This window comes from Roseibium salinum (assembly GCF_026240905.1).
In the GTDB taxonomy this organism is placed as follows: domain Bacteria; phylum Pseudomonadota; class Alphaproteobacteria; order Rhizobiales; family Stappiaceae; genus Roseibium; species Roseibium salinum.
This window is the reverse complement of sequence record NZ_JAPEVI010000003.1, coordinates 888510-902338: the sequence shown is the minus strand read 5'-3', so window position 1 is coordinate 902338 and position 13829 is coordinate 888510. Positions and strand designations below refer to the sequence as shown.

Sequence of the window (13829 nt, the reverse complement as noted above, 5' to 3'; positions counted from 1 at the left end):
GTGCATTTTAATGGCGGCTCTGGCGCCCCTTGCTGCCAGACAGCTTCTGAACGACTTGGTCGGATAGCTGCCGTTCGCACGGGCTAAATTCCTCCGCAGCTTTAGAACATTGCCAAAGATCGAACCACCAGCCCCGTACGCCCTCTCCGTCATCCGCTTTGCGAAGGCCGACCGGCTTGCAGTTGAACATCGCGCGCAGTCGATTGGAAAAGGTGCTTTCTATGGGCGCCCTGTCAATTTCTGATAAAACCGATCTTTCGCTGGGGTAGCAGCGTCGTTTCCAGGGCCGCCGCGTTCGTGAGGCAGGCTCATCGTCTCGATCATTGATGGAGGTTTGACGGAAAACCCTATCATTGCTCGCTGACATGGCCGGCCAACAAATTCTTCGCACGTGCTCAGGAAGCAAACGGTATGCCGCGCAAGATCGTGATCGATAAGCATGGCACCTACGCCGCCAGGATCAATGGGATCGATCGATTGTTGCGGCGCTTCGGTTGTCCGATGCAGATCGAATATCTCAACAACATAGTCGAGGATCACCGATTTCATTAAACGGCGAACCCGTCCTATGCTGGGCTTCAAGCCGGACCGGGCCGCAGCGTCCTGCCCGTTTGCTTGTCGAATAGGTGCAGTTTTTCTGCGCGAGCGGCGATGGCGACGTCCTCACCCGGCTTGAAATCATGGCGCTCGGAGAAAACCGCAACGATTTCGCTGCCGCCGTAGCGTAGGAACACCATGGTTTCATGACCGGTCGGTTCGGTCACGCTGACGGTTGCCTTCAGACCGCTTTCGGCAAGCGACAGGTGCTCGGGTCGCACACCAAGCAGGACAGCCTGTCCCTCGACTGCATCCGGTTTGAAGCTGAGTGCGATTTCATCACCCTCTTCGGTGACAAATATGTTGCCGTCCGCTTTGTAGGTTCCCTTCAAGAGGTTCATCGAGGGCGAGCCGATGAAGGTTGCGACAAATGTGTTGGTGGGCCAATCGTAGAGTTCCAGCGGTGTACCGATCTGCTCGATATTGCCACCCTGCATGACGACGATCTTGTCGGCCATGGTCATCGCCTCGACCTGGTCGTGGGTGACATAGACCGTCGTCGTCCTCAGCCGCTGGTGCAGTTCCTTGATCTCCTTGCGCATCTGCACGCGCAGCTTTGCATCAAGGTTCGACAGGGGCTCATCAAACAGGAACACCTGCGGGGATCTGACAATGGCCCGCCCCATGGCCACTCGCTGACGCTGTCCTCCGGACAACTGGCGCGGATAGCGGTCAAGATAGGGAGCAAGATCGAGGGTCTCGGCGGCCGCGTTTAGGCGCTGCTTGATTACATCGGCGGGCATCTTCTGCAGGCGCAACGCAAAGACCATGTTTTCGGCCACAGTCTTGTGCGGATAAAGTGCGTAGCTCTGGAATACCATCGCGATGTCTCGATCTTTCGGCGGCAGGTGATTGACCACCTTACCGCCGATTGAAATGGTTCCGCTCGTGATGCTCTCAAGTCCCGCGATCATGCGCAACAAGGTGGACTTGCCACAGCCGGAAGGCCCGACGAGTACGACGAACTCGCCGTCGGCGATATCGATATCTACGCCGTGAAGTACGTTAACGGCACCGTAGGCCTTCTGCGCCCCGGAAATACTGACCTCAGCCATCTCACTCCCATTCGCCTCGCGGCCGGCCCCTTCAGCAAAGCCGTGTTCGAAGCTTTTTCATTATCCAATCGCTGAATTTCAGATACTGGACCGGGAGAATAATCACCCTTGCCCAGGCGCGGAAATCCTATGGAAACCTCCTCCATGAAACGTTTCATTTCCTGTTGACATTTTCCCCTTCCCGTCTAATGCTTCGACGCGAAGTTGGGAAGAGGAGCCACTTCAAGCAAGATATGAAACGTTTCATTTCTTGCTTACCAGATACTTCCGCTCGAAGCCAGAGGTAAAAACCGGACCGGTAAAACCATGCCGAAAGACCGGTGGGCGGCAGGGAAATGAAACGTGGAGGAGATCACATGAAAGTCGAGATTTACGATGCTCTGATGCGCCGTCAGGCGAGCCGTCGCGACATTCTGCGCGGCACGGCCAGCGCTGCTGCACTTCTTGGCGCCGCGGGCGCAGTGGGCGGACTTCCCGGAAGGGCGTTTGCCGCAGACGACGTGCGCGCCCAAATCCTGCAAATTCCCGGCGTGGGCAAGGGCTCGCCGACGGACGCCGACTGGCAGAAGGTCGGCGAACTCTGCCTTGGCCCGACCAAGGCCAATGTTGCGGAGGGCGAATTCGAAGGGGTTGAGCTGACCTTCATGGGTCTCAACAACCAGAACCTCCACAACTTCCTGTTCCGCGGCTTCCTGAAGGCCTGGGAGGCCTACACCGGAGCCAAGATCAATTGGATCGACCTTGCCCAGGCCGACTATAACGCCCGCCTGCAACAGTCGATCGCAACTGGTACCGTCGACTTCGACATCCTTGAAATGGGTGCTCCATTCGAAGGGGATACTGCCGGCAGAGGGCTTTTGGATGAGATGCCCGACTGGGTTGGCAAGCAGATCGAGGCGGACGACCTCGTGGACTACCTGAAGCCGCCTGTCGGCACCTGGGACGGCAAGACTTACCGCGTCACGATTGACGGCGACTGCCATACCTTCGCCTACAGGAAGGACTATTTCGGCGAGGGATCGATCAGTGGCAAAAACGCCCCCCGAAAACCTGGCAGGAAGTCAACGAAGTCTCCAAGGCTCTCGCTGGCAAGACCGACCCGCTCACCGGGTTGCCGGCCTATGGCTATCTCGACCCGCTTAAGGGCTGGGGCGGGTTCGGCTTTTACTTCATCGAGAACCGCGCAACTGCCTATGCGAAATATCCGGGCGATCCCGCCTGGCTGTTCGACCCCGAAAACATGGCGCCTCTGGTCAACAACCCCGCATGGGTTCAGGCCATACAGGACGTCATGGATCTGATCGCGGCAAATGCCTATCCGGCGGACCAGATCAACGCAGACCCGGGTACCACGGCGTTCTCGCAGTTCCTTGCCGGCACCGGCTCCATGCTGATGTGGTGGGGAGACGTCGGTTCGAGTGCCCGTACTTCCGATACCTCGGTCGTTGGTGACGTGGTCGGTTTCGGTCTCAACCCCGGCTCTGACCGGGTCTACAATCGCATGACCGGCGAGTGGGAAGACAAATTCAACGAAGCGCCGAACATGGCCTACCTCGGCTGGGGCATCTACGTGACCAAACGCGTGTCCGGCGACGCCAAGAAGCGCAAGGCAGCCTGGTCTGCCGCGGCACATCTGGGTGGAAAGGACATCTCGCTGTGGACGTCCGCCTATCCGTCCGGCTTTCAGCCCTATCGTCAATCCAACTTCAATTACGACGAATGGGAGGCCGCAGGCTACGATCGCGCCTATGTCGAGGACTACCTCGGCTCAAACGCGGACAGCTACAACCATCCGAATGCAGCCATAGAACCTCGGATCCCCGGGATCTTTCAGTACTATTCCGTGGCGGAAGACGAACTGGCAAAGGGTTTTGCCGGACAATACCAGTCTGCCCAGGAAACCGCGGACGCGATTGCCGCAGCTTGGGAAAAGATCACCGACCAGATCGGCCGCGAAAGCCAACTGAAGCTGTACAGGGCCAGCCTGGGGCTTTGATCGTTTAGCAAATCCGCTGGCGGGGACCTCTCCGCCAGCGCCTTCCGGTCCGGGCGAGGAATATCATGTCGACAGTCGAAGGCGACCTGCTGCACACGGTCGAAACCGGCTCCATTTCCGCGAGCCGCAGTTTCTGGGCCCGATTGGCGCTCTGGCTGAGTGCTGCGTGGTTTTTGTTCTCCTTTGCATTGCAGGCCAGCCATGACCTGGGCTGGATCGCCGTGGGCTTCGAGAACTGGCGTCCGATCCTTTACGCTTATTTTCTCTGGGCAACGGTGCTCTGTGTCACCCGCGTGGTCATTTACGGTGAGGCCGGCAAAAAAGCCCTCTTCGTTCTGCCGGCAGCCCTTTTCGTGGTGTCGATGGTGGTGTTTCCGCTGCTGTTTGCACTGTGGATCGGTTTTTCCGACTGGAACCTTGCGTCGCTAACCGGCCGGCGTTTCAACGGGCTCGATAATCTGCGCAGGATGATCACGGATCCGTTCTACGCCAACGCCCTCGTCAACATGATACTTTATTGCCTGGCCATTGCGGTTGAGTACGCGATCGCCTTCGGACTGGCTTTGCTCTTGAACCAGCAGATCGTTGCCCGCAAATTCTGGCGCGTGACCTTTCTTGTGCCATTGATGCTCTCGCCGGTGGCCGTGAGCTGGATGGTCGGAAAATCGATGCTTGAACCCCGTTTCGGCCCGATCGCACGGTTTGCCCGCTGGCTCGGCTGGGAAAACCCATCGTTCTTCGGCGATCCCCTGACGGCAAAGCTCTCCGTCATGATCATGGATGCCTGGACGTTCATTCCCTTCATGATGATCATGCTTCTCGCCGGGCTGCAGTCCATGTCCAAGGAAGTGCTGGAAGCTGCGGAGGTGGATGGTGCCACGAAATGGCAACGTTTCTGGCAGGTCATCTTCCCGCTCATGCTGCCGGTTTCCGTCACGGCGATCATGATCCGGATCATCTTCAAGCTCAAACTGGCGGACATCATCATTACGGTCACGGCCGGTGGTCCCGGCGGCGCAACGGATTCGGTCACCAGCTTCATCTACCGGGAATACCGCGACCGCTCCAATGTCGGATACGGCACCCTGCTCGCGATTGTATATCTGGTGGTTATTGTTCTGGGCATGACCGTGCTCATGAAGATCTCCGACCGCATCGTAAGGCGGATGACAGGAAGGCTCTGATGGTTTCGATCGATTTCGACAAATACGGTCGCGGTCAATGCATGCGCTGGTGGGCGATGCGTTTCGTCGTCTACGGCCTGCTCATCACCTGGGCGATCGTCTGCATCTTCCCGCTTTTCTGGACGGTTTCCACCTCGTTCAAGACCGCGGCCGACGTGATGCGTGGCAACCTGGTGCCGTGGTTCAATTTCGAACCCAGCTGGCTCGGCTGGCGTTCGCTTGGGCTTTCTCCCGACACCATTTTTGAAACTTCCACCGTGCGCGAAGAATTCATGCGCAGGCTCTGGAACAGTTCGATCATTTCGGTGTCCGCGTCCACCTTCGCGGTGGTCCTGGGAACTCTCGCGGCCTATGGCCTCAGCCGCTTCTCCTACAAGTTCGGCTTTATGCGCAATTCCGATATTTCATTCTTCTTCCTGTCGCAGCTGATCATGCCGCCGGTCGTTCTCGCACTGCCTTTTCTGGTTCTCTACAAGGAGCTTGCGCTTCTCGACACCTATTCGGGCATGATCGCGGTTTATACGCTGATGGTCCTGCCGATCGTCGTTTGGATCATGCGCGATCAGTTCGCGACCGTGCCGGTGGAACTCGAGGAGGCTGCGCTCGTCGACGGCCTGTCAATCTGGGGCGCCTTCTTGCGCATCGTCGTGCCCCTGATCCTTCCGGGAATGGTGGCCGCATTCATTCTGGCGCTGATACTCTGCTGGAACGAGTACTTCTTTGCGGCACTCCTGACTTCCACCCACACCAATACCCTGCCCGTGATGATTGCCAGCCAGACCGGCAGCCAGGGCATCAACTGGTGGTCCATGGCGGCACTTTCCACTGCCGGCATTCTTCCCTTGGTCTTCGTCGGTGTTCTGCTGGAAAAGCATATCATTGCCGGCATGACCGCAGGCGCAGTCAAATAGTGACGGGACCGGCAGTATGTCCAAGATGCCCACAGTCAAAGATGTTGCGGAGCGTGCGGGTGTATCCGTCGGCACTGTTTCGCGTGTTCTGGCGGGCGAGGCCGCAGTCAAGCCATCGCTGCGCGAAAAGGTGAATGAGGCGATTGTGGCACTCGGCTACCGGCCGAACGTGACCGCAAGAGCCTTGCGAACCCGCAGAACGGATGTCATCGGTCTCATCGTTCCTGACATCACCAACCCGTTTTTTGCACAGCTGGCAGCCAGCGTTGAACGGGCAGCGCAGGACTACCGCCATTCCCTCATGCTGGCGAGTTCACATGACGACCGTGAGGCCGAACAGGACCATGTTGTGGCATTTCTGGACAGGTCGGTGCGCGGGATTATCGCGATTGCATCGAGCGACAATCCCGATTTGCAACTCAAATCTCCGATCCCGATCATTTCGCTCGACCGGCGTTTTGGCGCCTTTCCTCTGGTCTCGACCAATCACGCACAAGCCGCCGCACTTATTGCGAGCCATCTGTTTGAGCTGGGGCATCGTCGCATAGCCTACGTCGCCGGACCGCCTGATACCGAAGCCGGACGGGCACGCAGAAAGGGTTTCGTCACGCGCATGAAGCAGCTCAGTGACGAAGTGGAGCTGGAGGTCTTCTTCGGAAAGTTCGACTATGAATCCGGAGAAAAGATCGCTCGCGACCTCCTTTCGCGCTCGCCTCAGGATCGCCCTACGGCGATTGCCGCAGCCAGCGATCAGCAGGCCATCGGGGCACTGCGCGCTGCGCGGGACCTTAATGTTGATGTGCCACGTGAATTGTCGGTGACAGGCTTTGACGACATTCTGCTCGCCAACCTCGTCGTGCCGCGCCTCACGACCGTACGTCAGCCGACCGATACGCTGGCGCGGCGGGCAGTCGAACTGCTGTTCAGCCAATCATCGGATATCGGAGACGAGATGATCGACGGTTCGTTGATCAAACGGGTTTCGACAGGACCGGCGCCGCAATAGGGCCCTGGCTCCGGCAACAGGTGAATTAGGGACCAGCCGGCGTCGCAGCCGGTAAAATAGAGAGGTGGATCAATGCTCAAAGGCATTCGGGCCGAACTTAGCGGCGACATTCTTCAAGCGCTTTGCACGATGGGCCATGGCGACGTGGTGGTCGTCTCGGACGCGAATTTTCCCTCTGATTCCGTTGCCCGCCAGACGCGGCTCGGCAGCCTTTTAACGATGGGAAACATCCCGGCACCGCAGGCTATTGAGGCAATACTCTCGGTCTTCCCCCTGGATACGCCACTCCAACCCTCCGTGGGCCGCATGGAAGTGATTGGCAAGCCCGACGAGGTTCCGACGATCCAGCAGGAAGTACAGGCAATTGTTGACCGCGCCGAGGGCAAGCCTGCACCCATGTATGCGGTCGAGCGGATGGCGTTTTACGAAGTCGCGAAGAAGGCCCATTGTGTGATCGCGACAGGTGAACTGCGGTTTTACGGATGCTTCCTCCTGACCAAGGGTGTCATTCCGATAGAGGATGTCGTCAGATGAGCAAACAGGGTGGAGTTGTTATTCTCGGCATTTTTGCCGCCGACACGTCCTACAAGGCAAAGCGCCTGCCCCACATCGCCGAAACGTTGATGGGATCGGAGTTCACTCTGGGGCCTGGCGGCAAGGGATCCAACCAGGCGATTGCCGCGGCCAAGGCAGGTGGCAAAGCGACCTTCATTTCGCGAGTGGGGAATGATCCATTTGGTGACATGGCGCTGGCGGCCTATGCATCAGCGGGCGTCAAGGCCAATGTGATGCGGATGGAAGGTGTATCGACAGGTGCAGCGTTCATCTTTGTCAATGAAGACAATGGTGACAATGCCATCATCGTCGTTCCCGGCGCGGCGGGGCTCATCGGTATCGAGGATGTCGAAGCCAACAGGGCCGACATCGAGAACGCCGCCATCTTCATGACCCAGCTCGAGCAACCGCTGGAGGCGGCCCTTCACGGTCTGGCCATTGCGAAAGCCGCAGGCGTGACGACGGTCTTCAATCCCGCCCCGGCGCGCGCCATTCCGGAAGAATTATACGCTCTTTCAGATTTCATCGTCCCCAACGAGATCGAAGCAGCCGAACTTGTCGATCACGCCATCGAAACCGATGAGCAGGCGCGTGCCGCCGGAGAGATGCTGCTGCAAAGAGGCGCAGGGGCTGCCATCATCACGCTCGGTGACCGAGGCGCGCTCTATCACGCGCACGGACAGAGTGAGTTCATTCCGGCGTATTCGGCGGGCAAAGTGGTCGATACCACCGGTGCGGGTGACGCTTTTCTCGGCGGTTTTGCCACAGCTCTTTCCGAGGGACAAACTCCGGTCGACGCGGTGCGCTTCGGGTGCGCAACGGCAGCAATTGCCGTCACCCGCCCGGGGACCGCACCATCGATGCCGTCGCGCACGGAGATCGACGCCGTCCTGCAATCGGTGTGACGGCACGGTCACGTACTTTGAAGCAGGGAACAGTCCAACTTCTTGCCTGCTGACCTGTGATGCCTCATAGGCACTGACCTGCCACGGGATTTTTCCCCCACCGTTGATTAGAGTCCGACCCACTTTGAGGACGGACAATGATGCGAACGAGATTCACAGGCGAGCAGATCATCGGCATTCTTGCCGAGCATGAGGCAGGGGCGAAGTGCGCCGATCTGTGCCGCAAGCACGGCAAGCCGGAAGGCACGTTCTACAACTGGAAGGCCAATTGCCTTCTTGAGACCGAATGGACGGCCACCGACATTCCGAACGCTCGTAACGCCACGCATAAGGGCCCGTTCGGCTTCCGTGCTAGCGGCCAGATATGGCCAACATCTGCGGACATCTGATCAGACTGGGCAGATGCGCAAACTGGGCGTGCCAGTGCGCATCGATCCGGCTTTGGCCCCACCGGGAAACAGGTCATCGGGACGTTTCGGCAGCAACAAGGCCTTGGCTTCAGCCACGCTGATCCCCGGCGCTTTCCCTGGCAGCACTGAAAGCAAGGCGTCTCGCATTGCCTCGTATTTCGCGCGGTCAACCCGGTGGACCCGGGCGATTTCACGCTTTCGACTTGCATGGCGGGCAGACACCATGTCTGGCACTCCGGCTTTGCTAGGCACGCTGTTGCGGCTTGTGAGCCGTAACGATCCAGGCCCGCGAGTCGAACAGCACGCCGTCTGGCGTCAGATGCGATTCCAGCAAGGCGCGCACCCGCTGAGAGACCCCCTCCTTCTCCGGGCTCCGTGAATCGCCCTGCTCCATGAACAGGCCGGCCACGGCCTCATGGGCCGCATCGATGTTCGGACCGTAGAAGACAGGCTCATGCACCTGGGCAAACTCGACCGAAGCAAATCCGGCTTGGGTCAGGATGTCTGTCGTCACTGCTGGATCGGCGAGCGAGAACGCGGCAGCGTTGGCTGGGGCACGTCCCGGAGCCAACGCATCCGGAATGGCCGTGGCCCACTCGTTGCGGTCTGCGGCCTGCCATACCATCAGCACGAGACGGGCTCCGGGTCGCACTGCGCGGCCAAGATTGGCGAAGGCTGCGGCCGGGTCGGCGAAAAACATTGCGCCGAAACGGCTGATGCAGAGATCGAAATGCACGGCAGGAAACGCCTTCGTTTGAGCGTCACCCAACGCGAACGCGACATTATGCAGTCCCTGCTCGCTGCTGCGCCGACGGGCAACCTGTAGCAACTCCTCCGAAACATCGACCCCGACAACCTTTCCCTCCCGGGCGATGCGGGCCGCATCGCGCGTGGTCTGGCCCGCACCGCATCCGATGTCGAGCACGCGGTCCTTCAGTCCGATATGGAGGGCCGCACGAAAATGCTCGTGATGCCGGCGCAGTTCAGCGTCGTAAAAGTCAGCGCGATTGAAGGTCATGCGGATTTGTTCCGCCGCACATAGCGCTGGAACGCCATACCCCGGGGGAACCTCCGCTCTTCGACAAACTCGAGATCGAGCTGTCCCTCGATGCCCTTGAACACGGGATTGCCCACGCCGGCGACCACCGGAACAGAGTAGAGCGCGAATTCATCTACCAGGCCGGCTTTGATGAATGCCGCTGCCAGGGTCGGACCGGCGACCGAAATGTCCTTGGCCGATTCCGCCTTGAGCCGCCGGATGTCCTCCGGCCGGAACTCGCGCAGGATCCGCGTCTTGCCACTCGACGCCTGTTCGAGGCTCGAAGAGATGACCAGCTTATCGAGTTCCTTCCAGATACGAGCAAATTCGTTGGCGTGTTCGGCTCCACTCTTTTCCGGAAAAGTTTCCCAGTAGACCATGGATTCGTACATGCGCCGGCCATAGATTTCGGTGCCGAGTTTACGCATCTCGTCGTTAATGAACCCGAGGGCGTCCTCGTCGAAGTGGTCCGACGGATCGGCAACGAAGCCGTCGAGCGACATCATCATGCCGTATGTCAGCTTGCCCATCTTTTTCTCCCCGATCAGTTGGATTTCACGCCTCCACCTAGGAATGGGTGAGACGCATCGTCATCCAGCTCGCCGAATGCCTTGAGCAGCGCCGCCTGCCAGATGGAGCAAGGCGGCTCCGTTTCGGGATGGGCCAGGACAAACATATTGCGCGCCATTCCCGGCTCGGATTAAACTGCATTCTGAAAAACAATGTAATCACCGAATGACATTCCGCAAAGGGACTAATGTGCCACATTCTGCAAAAACAGACGCCATTCGGTCCACGCCTTCTCAAGGGCGTGTGCTTGATGCTTTCGACCGAAAAATATTAGCCGCCCTGACCGTCGACGCCGGGATCAGTTACGCAGAGCTTGGGCAGAAAGTTGGACTGTCAGCTCCCGCGGCTCACGAGCGGGTAAAGAAACTGCGTGCTTCGGGCTGCGTCTATCGGACGGTGGCGCTGCTCGATGGACCGGCAATCGGCAAGCCCCTCCTTGCATTCATCCATGTCGATACCGCCGGCTGGGGGGCGACGAAGGAGCTCATGTCGATCGCCGACCTGCCGGAGGTGGAGGAAATCCACTCGGTCACAGGCGACACGAGCATGCTGATCAAGGTCCGCTGCGCCTCAAGCCGCGCGCTTGAAGCCCTTCTCGCGCGTCTCTACGCGGCCCCGGGCGTGACGAGCACGAGGAGCTATATCACCCTGTCGACCTATCTTGAGCGTCCGGCGCAGGCAGGCATCACCGACTTCGAAGGGGAGAATCCGGCGGAGCCTGTGTGAGCAATATTCTCGCCCGGTCTTTCGCACCTGCCCCTTCCCCATGAGCAGTGACTGCTGTCAAAGCACTGCCTGCAGCATGGCGCGGTAGTCCTCTGCCGATGCCTCGCGCGGATTGGTGCGATGGCTGTGGTCGGCGAGTGCGCCCGTCACGATCCGGTCGAACAGATCCACGGTGACGCCAAGTTCGGACAATCGGGTCGGCAGGCCGATGGCGCGCGTCATGGCTTCGACCGCCGCGCCGAGATCGTCGCCCGCGTCCAGCCCCATGGCATCGGCAAGCCGGGCGTACTTGCCCTCCTCGACGGAGGTTCGCGCAGTGCTGTTGAAGTCCAGGACCGGTGGCAGGAAGACCGCGTTCAGCGTGCCGTGGTGCAGTTTCGGGTTGATGCCCCCAAGCGAATGGCTGAGGCTGTGCACGCATCCCAGGCCCTTCTGAAAGGCCATCGCACCCATTGTCGCCACGATGGCCATGTTGGCGCGCGCGTCGCGATTGTCCGGCTCTTCAACTGCAAGCCGGATGTTCGCCCACCCCCGGCGCAGCCCTTCGAGTGCGATCCCGTCAGCGGGCGGATTGAACGACGGCGCAAGGTAGGTTTCGATGCAATGCGAGATCGCGTCCATTCCTGTCGCCGCGGTCAGTATCGGCGGAAGGCTCAGCGTCAGTTCCGGGTCGACGATGGCGGCTTTTGGCACGAGGAAGGGCGACAGCAGCCCGACCTTGCGGCCGTCTTCGAGGATGACGATTGCGGCGCGGCCCACCTCACTGCCGGTCCCTGCGGTCGTCGGGATGGCAATTGTCGGGAATGTCCGGGAGGTGATCTTCTCAAGGCCGCCTTCGATGACGGCATAGGTCTTCAGCGGCCCGTCGTGAGAGGCCATCACCGCCACTGCCTTCGCAAGGTCCAGCGCCGACCCGCCGCCGATGGCGATGATGCCGTCGCCGCCCGCATCGCGGAAAAGGGCGGTCGCCTTCATTGCGGCAGCCTCGTTCGGATTTCCGGGTGTTTCGTCATAGATTGCGACCGGGACGATGCCCGTTGCCGCCTCGATGCGCTCGATCACGCCAAGCGCACGTACGCCCTTGTCGGTAACGACGACCGGGCGCGTAATTCCCGCAATCGCAAGTTCCGCCTTCAGCGTGGCGATCTCACCGTATCCGAACTGGACCCGAGTTACGTAATTGATCAGGCTCATATGTTCCCCTGCTTGGCTGTTCCCGGTTGGCAATCCGGCGGCGAAGACTTGCGATCAACGCGGCGGGAATTCCCTTTGGGGTGGCAGAATAACGACAACGCTGTAAATACGCTATTCACCGATAAGCACTGCCTTACAAGATCCAAACCAAATGTCTCGAAATCCCCGGCGACGGATAGCATGATCTCTCTGGGGTGCCGCGATGCGCAACGTGGCCGGCTAAAAAAGACCCGCGATGACGTTTTCTCTTCCGGACGATCAGGAATCAGTGAAACGAAACAGTCGATCTGCGCGGACGAAACAAGCGGGACGACCCGCGGTCACTTCGCACAATGACCACAAACGACGTGAAAACCACTCGATACAGACAGAAAAGGAAGAACATGAGATATCTGGCCATGGCCGTCGTTTCGATGGCTCTCTTTGCAAGCGCCGCTCACGCGGCCGGCAGCCACTCCGGCGGCCACGGACACGGCGACGCTGAAATGATGGCGATCGGCAAGCCGGGCGATGCAGCCGCGGTGACGCGGATCGTGACCATCACCATGCTGGAAAACGAAGACGGCGCGATGCTCTTCGAGCCGGCGTCGCTCAGCGTAAAGGAAGGCGAGACCCTTCGCCTGAAATACGTCAATGCCGGTGAAACCGAGCATGAATTCGTCATGGATGTCCATGATTCACTCATGGAACACAAGAAGTTGATGGCCAGGTTCCCCGAAATGGAGCATGACGACCCGAACGCCGTCCGCCTTGCTCCCGGAGACGAAGGGGAGATCGTCTGGACCTTCTCCAAGGCAGGCGACTTCGAGTTCGCCTGCCTCATCCCGGGCCATTACGAGTCCGGCATGAAGGGGCGTCTCACGGTCGATCACTAAGCTACTTCTGCAGCCAGGTGCCGCACACCAGCCTGCGGGCTGGTCACGGCAGAGAAGCCACCTCGGCGGGCCGGTTCATCACCGCCGCCTCACGAGTGGGCATCGACGAGGTGTTGGCCGGTGTGCTTCCGGACGGCGGGTCGACGAAGTCCGCCGCCTGCAGGCACGGTGTGGCGACCAGGTCGCAATGGCATCAACGATGCACGGGCTCAAGGCGCTCCCTTCACAGGGTCTGTGCAGCGTTTATCGAGGAGACGAAGCGGCGGGTGCGCTCGCGTTCGGAGTTGCGGAAAATTGCCGCCGCGCTGCCGGATTCGACGACCAGACCGGCTTCCAGGAAGACAACGTGATTTGCGATCTGCGAGGCAAGCCGGAGGTCGTGGGTCGCCATGACCATGGTCGTCCCTTCCCTTGCGAGCTGACTAAGCACCTCGACCACCTCCGCCGCCAGATCCGGATCGAGCGCGGAGGTCGGTTCGTCGCACAGCAGCACCCGGGGCGACGGCGCGAGCGCGCGCGCGATCGCCACGCGTTGCTGCTGTCCGCCGGACAGGTTGGCCGGCCAGGCATCGGTCTTTTGGGCCATTCCGACCTTCGTCAGCAGCTCCGAAGCACGCACCCTGGCTTTCTCGCGGGACCATTTCTGCACCACCAGCAGGCCCTCCATCACGTTTTTCGTCACGGTGCGATGCGGGAAGAGCTGGAACACCATGCCCGTCTGGCAACGGAACTTCTGGATTTCCTGCCGTGACGCCTTCCGGCCCGGCGCGCAACCTGGAAGGCAATGCACCCCACCCTTTCCTCGC

At 59.8% G+C, this 13829-nt stretch carries 14 protein-coding genes and 3 pseudogenes; 10 read left to right on the top strand and 7 right to left on the bottom strand.

What is annotated here, in order from left to right:
* Nucleotides 1–372: 372 nt before the first annotated feature.
* Nucleotides 373–604 (top strand): annotated as a pseudogene (locus ON753_RS08785) (DDE-type integrase/transposase/recombinase); the annotation flags it as partial.
* On the opposite strand, the gene ON753_RS08780 reads toward ON753_RS08785, so the two are convergent.
* Nucleotides 579–1652 carry an ABC transporter ATP-binding protein gene (locus ON753_RS08780; protein WP_265962168.1) on the bottom strand — a complete coding sequence of 358 codons (1074 nt, stop codon included), beginning with the start codon at nt 1650–1652 and terminating at the stop codon, nt 579–581. The pseudogene ON753_RS08785 and the gene ON753_RS08780 sit on opposite strands and share 26 nt — an antisense overlap.
* A 356-nt stretch (nt 1653–2008) precedes the next feature.
* Between ON753_RS08780 and ON753_RS08775 the strand changes: the two are divergent.
* The 7 genes and pseudogenes from ON753_RS08775 to ON753_RS26800 all read left to right on the top strand — a co-directional run bounded on the left by ON753_RS08775 (nt 2009) and on the right by ON753_RS26800 (nt 8598).
* Nucleotides 2009–3648 (top strand): annotated as a pseudogene (locus ON753_RS08775) (extracellular solute-binding protein).
* A gap of 65 nt (nt 3649–3713) precedes the next feature.
* A complete protein-coding gene (locus tag ON753_RS08770) occupies nt 3714–4832 on the top strand; it encodes a carbohydrate ABC transporter permease (protein ID WP_265962167.1) in 1119 nt (372 codons plus the stop codon).
* Nucleotides 4832–5743 carry a carbohydrate ABC transporter permease gene (locus ON753_RS08765; protein ID WP_265962166.1) on the top strand — a complete coding sequence of 304 codons (912 nt, stop codon included), beginning with the start codon at nt 4832–4834 and terminating at the stop codon, nt 5741–5743. Before ON753_RS08770 ends, ON753_RS08765 begins: the two co-directional genes overlap by 1 nt.
* Nucleotides 5744–5759: 16 nt before the next feature.
* Nucleotides 5760–6749 carry a LacI family DNA-binding transcriptional regulator gene (locus ON753_RS08760; protein WP_265962165.1) on the top strand — a complete coding sequence of 330 codons (990 nt, stop codon included), beginning with the start codon at nt 5760–5762 and terminating at the stop codon, nt 6747–6749.
* Between the two features lie 72 nt (nt 6750–6821).
* Nucleotides 6822–7283 carry an RbsD/FucU family protein gene (locus ON753_RS08755; RefSeq protein ID WP_265962164.1) on the top strand — a complete coding sequence of 154 codons (462 nt, stop codon included), beginning with the start codon at nt 6822–6824 and terminating at the stop codon, nt 7281–7283.
* Nucleotides 7280–8209, top strand: a complete 930-nt coding sequence (rbsK, locus tag ON753_RS08750) for a ribokinase (protein ID WP_265962163.1) — start codon at nt 7280–7282, stop codon at nt 8207–8209. The genes ON753_RS08755 and rbsK overlap by 4 nt, the downstream gene beginning before the upstream one ends.
* A 137-nt stretch (nt 8210–8346) precedes the next feature.
* Nucleotides 8347–8598 carry a transposase gene (locus ON753_RS26800; RefSeq protein WP_377047351.1) on the top strand — a complete coding sequence of 84 codons (252 nt, stop codon included), beginning with the start codon at nt 8347–8349 and terminating at the stop codon, nt 8596–8598.
* Here the strand turns inward: ON753_RS26800 and ON753_RS08740 are convergent, their stop codons facing one another.
* From ON753_RS08740 to ON753_RS08725, 4 genes are read right to left on the bottom strand one after another with little or no spacing between them, the layout of a single operon-like run.
* Nucleotides 8599–8844: a DUF6958 family protein gene (locus ON753_RS08740; protein ID WP_265962162.1), complete on the bottom strand. Its 246-nt coding sequence runs from the start codon at nt 8842–8844 to the stop codon at nt 8599–8601.
* 19 nt (nt 8845–8863) lie between these two features.
* Nucleotides 8864–9637, bottom strand: coding sequence for a class I SAM-dependent methyltransferase (locus ON753_RS08735; RefSeq protein ID WP_265962161.1), 774 nt, complete (start codon nt 9635–9637; stop codon nt 8864–8866).
* Entirely contained in the window at nt 9634–10188 is a 555-nt protein-coding gene (locus ON753_RS08730; protein ID WP_265962160.1) for a dihydrofolate reductase family protein, read from the bottom strand. Before ON753_RS08730 ends, ON753_RS08735 begins: the two co-directional genes overlap by 4 nt.
* A 14-nt stretch (nt 10189–10202) precedes the next feature.
* Nucleotides 10203–10346 carry a hypothetical protein gene (locus tag ON753_RS08725; RefSeq protein ID WP_265962159.1) on the bottom strand — a complete coding sequence of 48 codons (144 nt, stop codon included), beginning with the start codon at nt 10344–10346 and terminating at the stop codon, nt 10203–10205.
* 47 nt (nt 10347–10393) lie between these two features.
* Here ON753_RS08725 and ON753_RS08720 point away from each other — a divergent pair, with 47 nt between their 5' ends.
* On the top strand, nt 10394–10954 hold the full coding sequence (locus ON753_RS08720; RefSeq protein WP_265962158.1) for an Lrp/AsnC family transcriptional regulator: 561 nt from the start codon (nt 10394–10396) through the stop codon (nt 10952–10954).
* A gap of 57 nt (nt 10955–11011) precedes the next feature.
* Here the strand turns inward: ON753_RS08720 and ON753_RS08715 are convergent, their stop codons facing one another.
* The gene (locus tag ON753_RS08715) at nt 11012–12148 is read right to left on the bottom strand and encodes an iron-containing alcohol dehydrogenase (protein WP_265962157.1); all 1137 of its coding nucleotides are present in this window, start codon (nt 12146–12148) and stop codon (nt 11012–11014) included.
* Nucleotides 12149–12531: 383 nt separating this feature from the next.
* Here ON753_RS08715 and ON753_RS08710 point away from each other — a divergent pair, with 383 nt between their 5' ends.
* The gene (locus ON753_RS08710) at nt 12532–13023 is read left to right on the top strand and encodes a cupredoxin domain-containing protein (RefSeq protein ID WP_265962156.1); all 492 of its coding nucleotides are present in this window, start codon (nt 12532–12534) and stop codon (nt 13021–13023) included.
* Nucleotides 13024–13246: 223 nt separating this feature from the next.
* Here the strand turns inward: ON753_RS08710 and ON753_RS08705 are convergent.
* A pseudogene (locus ON753_RS08705) lies at nt 13247–13795 on the bottom strand (amino acid ABC transporter ATP-binding protein); the annotation flags it as partial.
* Nucleotides 13796–13829 lie beyond the last annotated feature (34 nt).

Coding starts and splice junctions, on each gene's coding strand:
- ON753_RS08780 (WP_265962168.1), bottom strand. CDS start 1,652: ATGGCTGAGGTCAGTATTTCCGGGGCGCAGAAGGCCTACGGTGCCGTT.
- ON753_RS08770 (WP_265962167.1), top strand. CDS start 3,714: ATGTCGACAGTCGAAGGCGACCTGCTGCACACGGTCGAAACCGGCTCC.
- ON753_RS08765 (WP_265962166.1), top strand. CDS start 4,832: ATGGTTTCGATCGATTTCGACAAATACGGTCGCGGTCAATGCATGCGC.
- ON753_RS08760 (WP_265962165.1), top strand. CDS start 5,760: ATGTCCAAGATGCCCACAGTCAAAGATGTTGCGGAGCGTGCGGGTGTA.
- ON753_RS08755 (WP_265962164.1), top strand. CDS start 6,822: ATGCTCAAAGGCATTCGGGCCGAACTTAGCGGCGACATTCTTCAAGCG.
- rbsK (WP_265962163.1), top strand. CDS start 7,280: ATGAGCAAACAGGGTGGAGTTGTTATTCTCGGCATTTTTGCCGCCGAC.
- ON753_RS26800 (WP_377047351.1), top strand. CDS start 8,347: ATGATGCGAACGAGATTCACAGGCGAGCAGATCATCGGCATTCTTGCC.
- ON753_RS08740 (WP_265962162.1), bottom strand. CDS start 8,844: ATGGTGTCTGCCCGCCATGCAAGTCGAAAGCGTGAAATCGCCCGGGTC.
- ON753_RS08735 (WP_265962161.1), bottom strand. CDS start 9,637: ATGACCTTCAATCGCGCTGACTTTTACGACGCTGAACTGCGCCGGCAT.
- ON753_RS08730 (WP_265962160.1), bottom strand. CDS start 10,188: ATGGGCAAGCTGACATACGGCATGATGATGTCGCTCGACGGCTTCGTT.
- ON753_RS08725 (WP_265962159.1), bottom strand. CDS start 10,346: ATGGCGCGCAATATGTTTGTCCTGGCCCATCCCGAAACGGAGCCGCCT.
- ON753_RS08720 (WP_265962158.1), top strand. CDS start 10,394: ATGACATTCCGCAAAGGGACTAATGTGCCACATTCTGCAAAAACAGAC.
- ON753_RS08715 (WP_265962157.1), bottom strand. CDS start 12,148: ATGAGCCTGATCAATTACGTAACTCGGGTCCAGTTCGGATACGGTGAG.
- ON753_RS08710 (WP_265962156.1), top strand. CDS start 12,532: ATGAGATATCTGGCCATGGCCGTCGTTTCGATGGCTCTCTTTGCAAGC.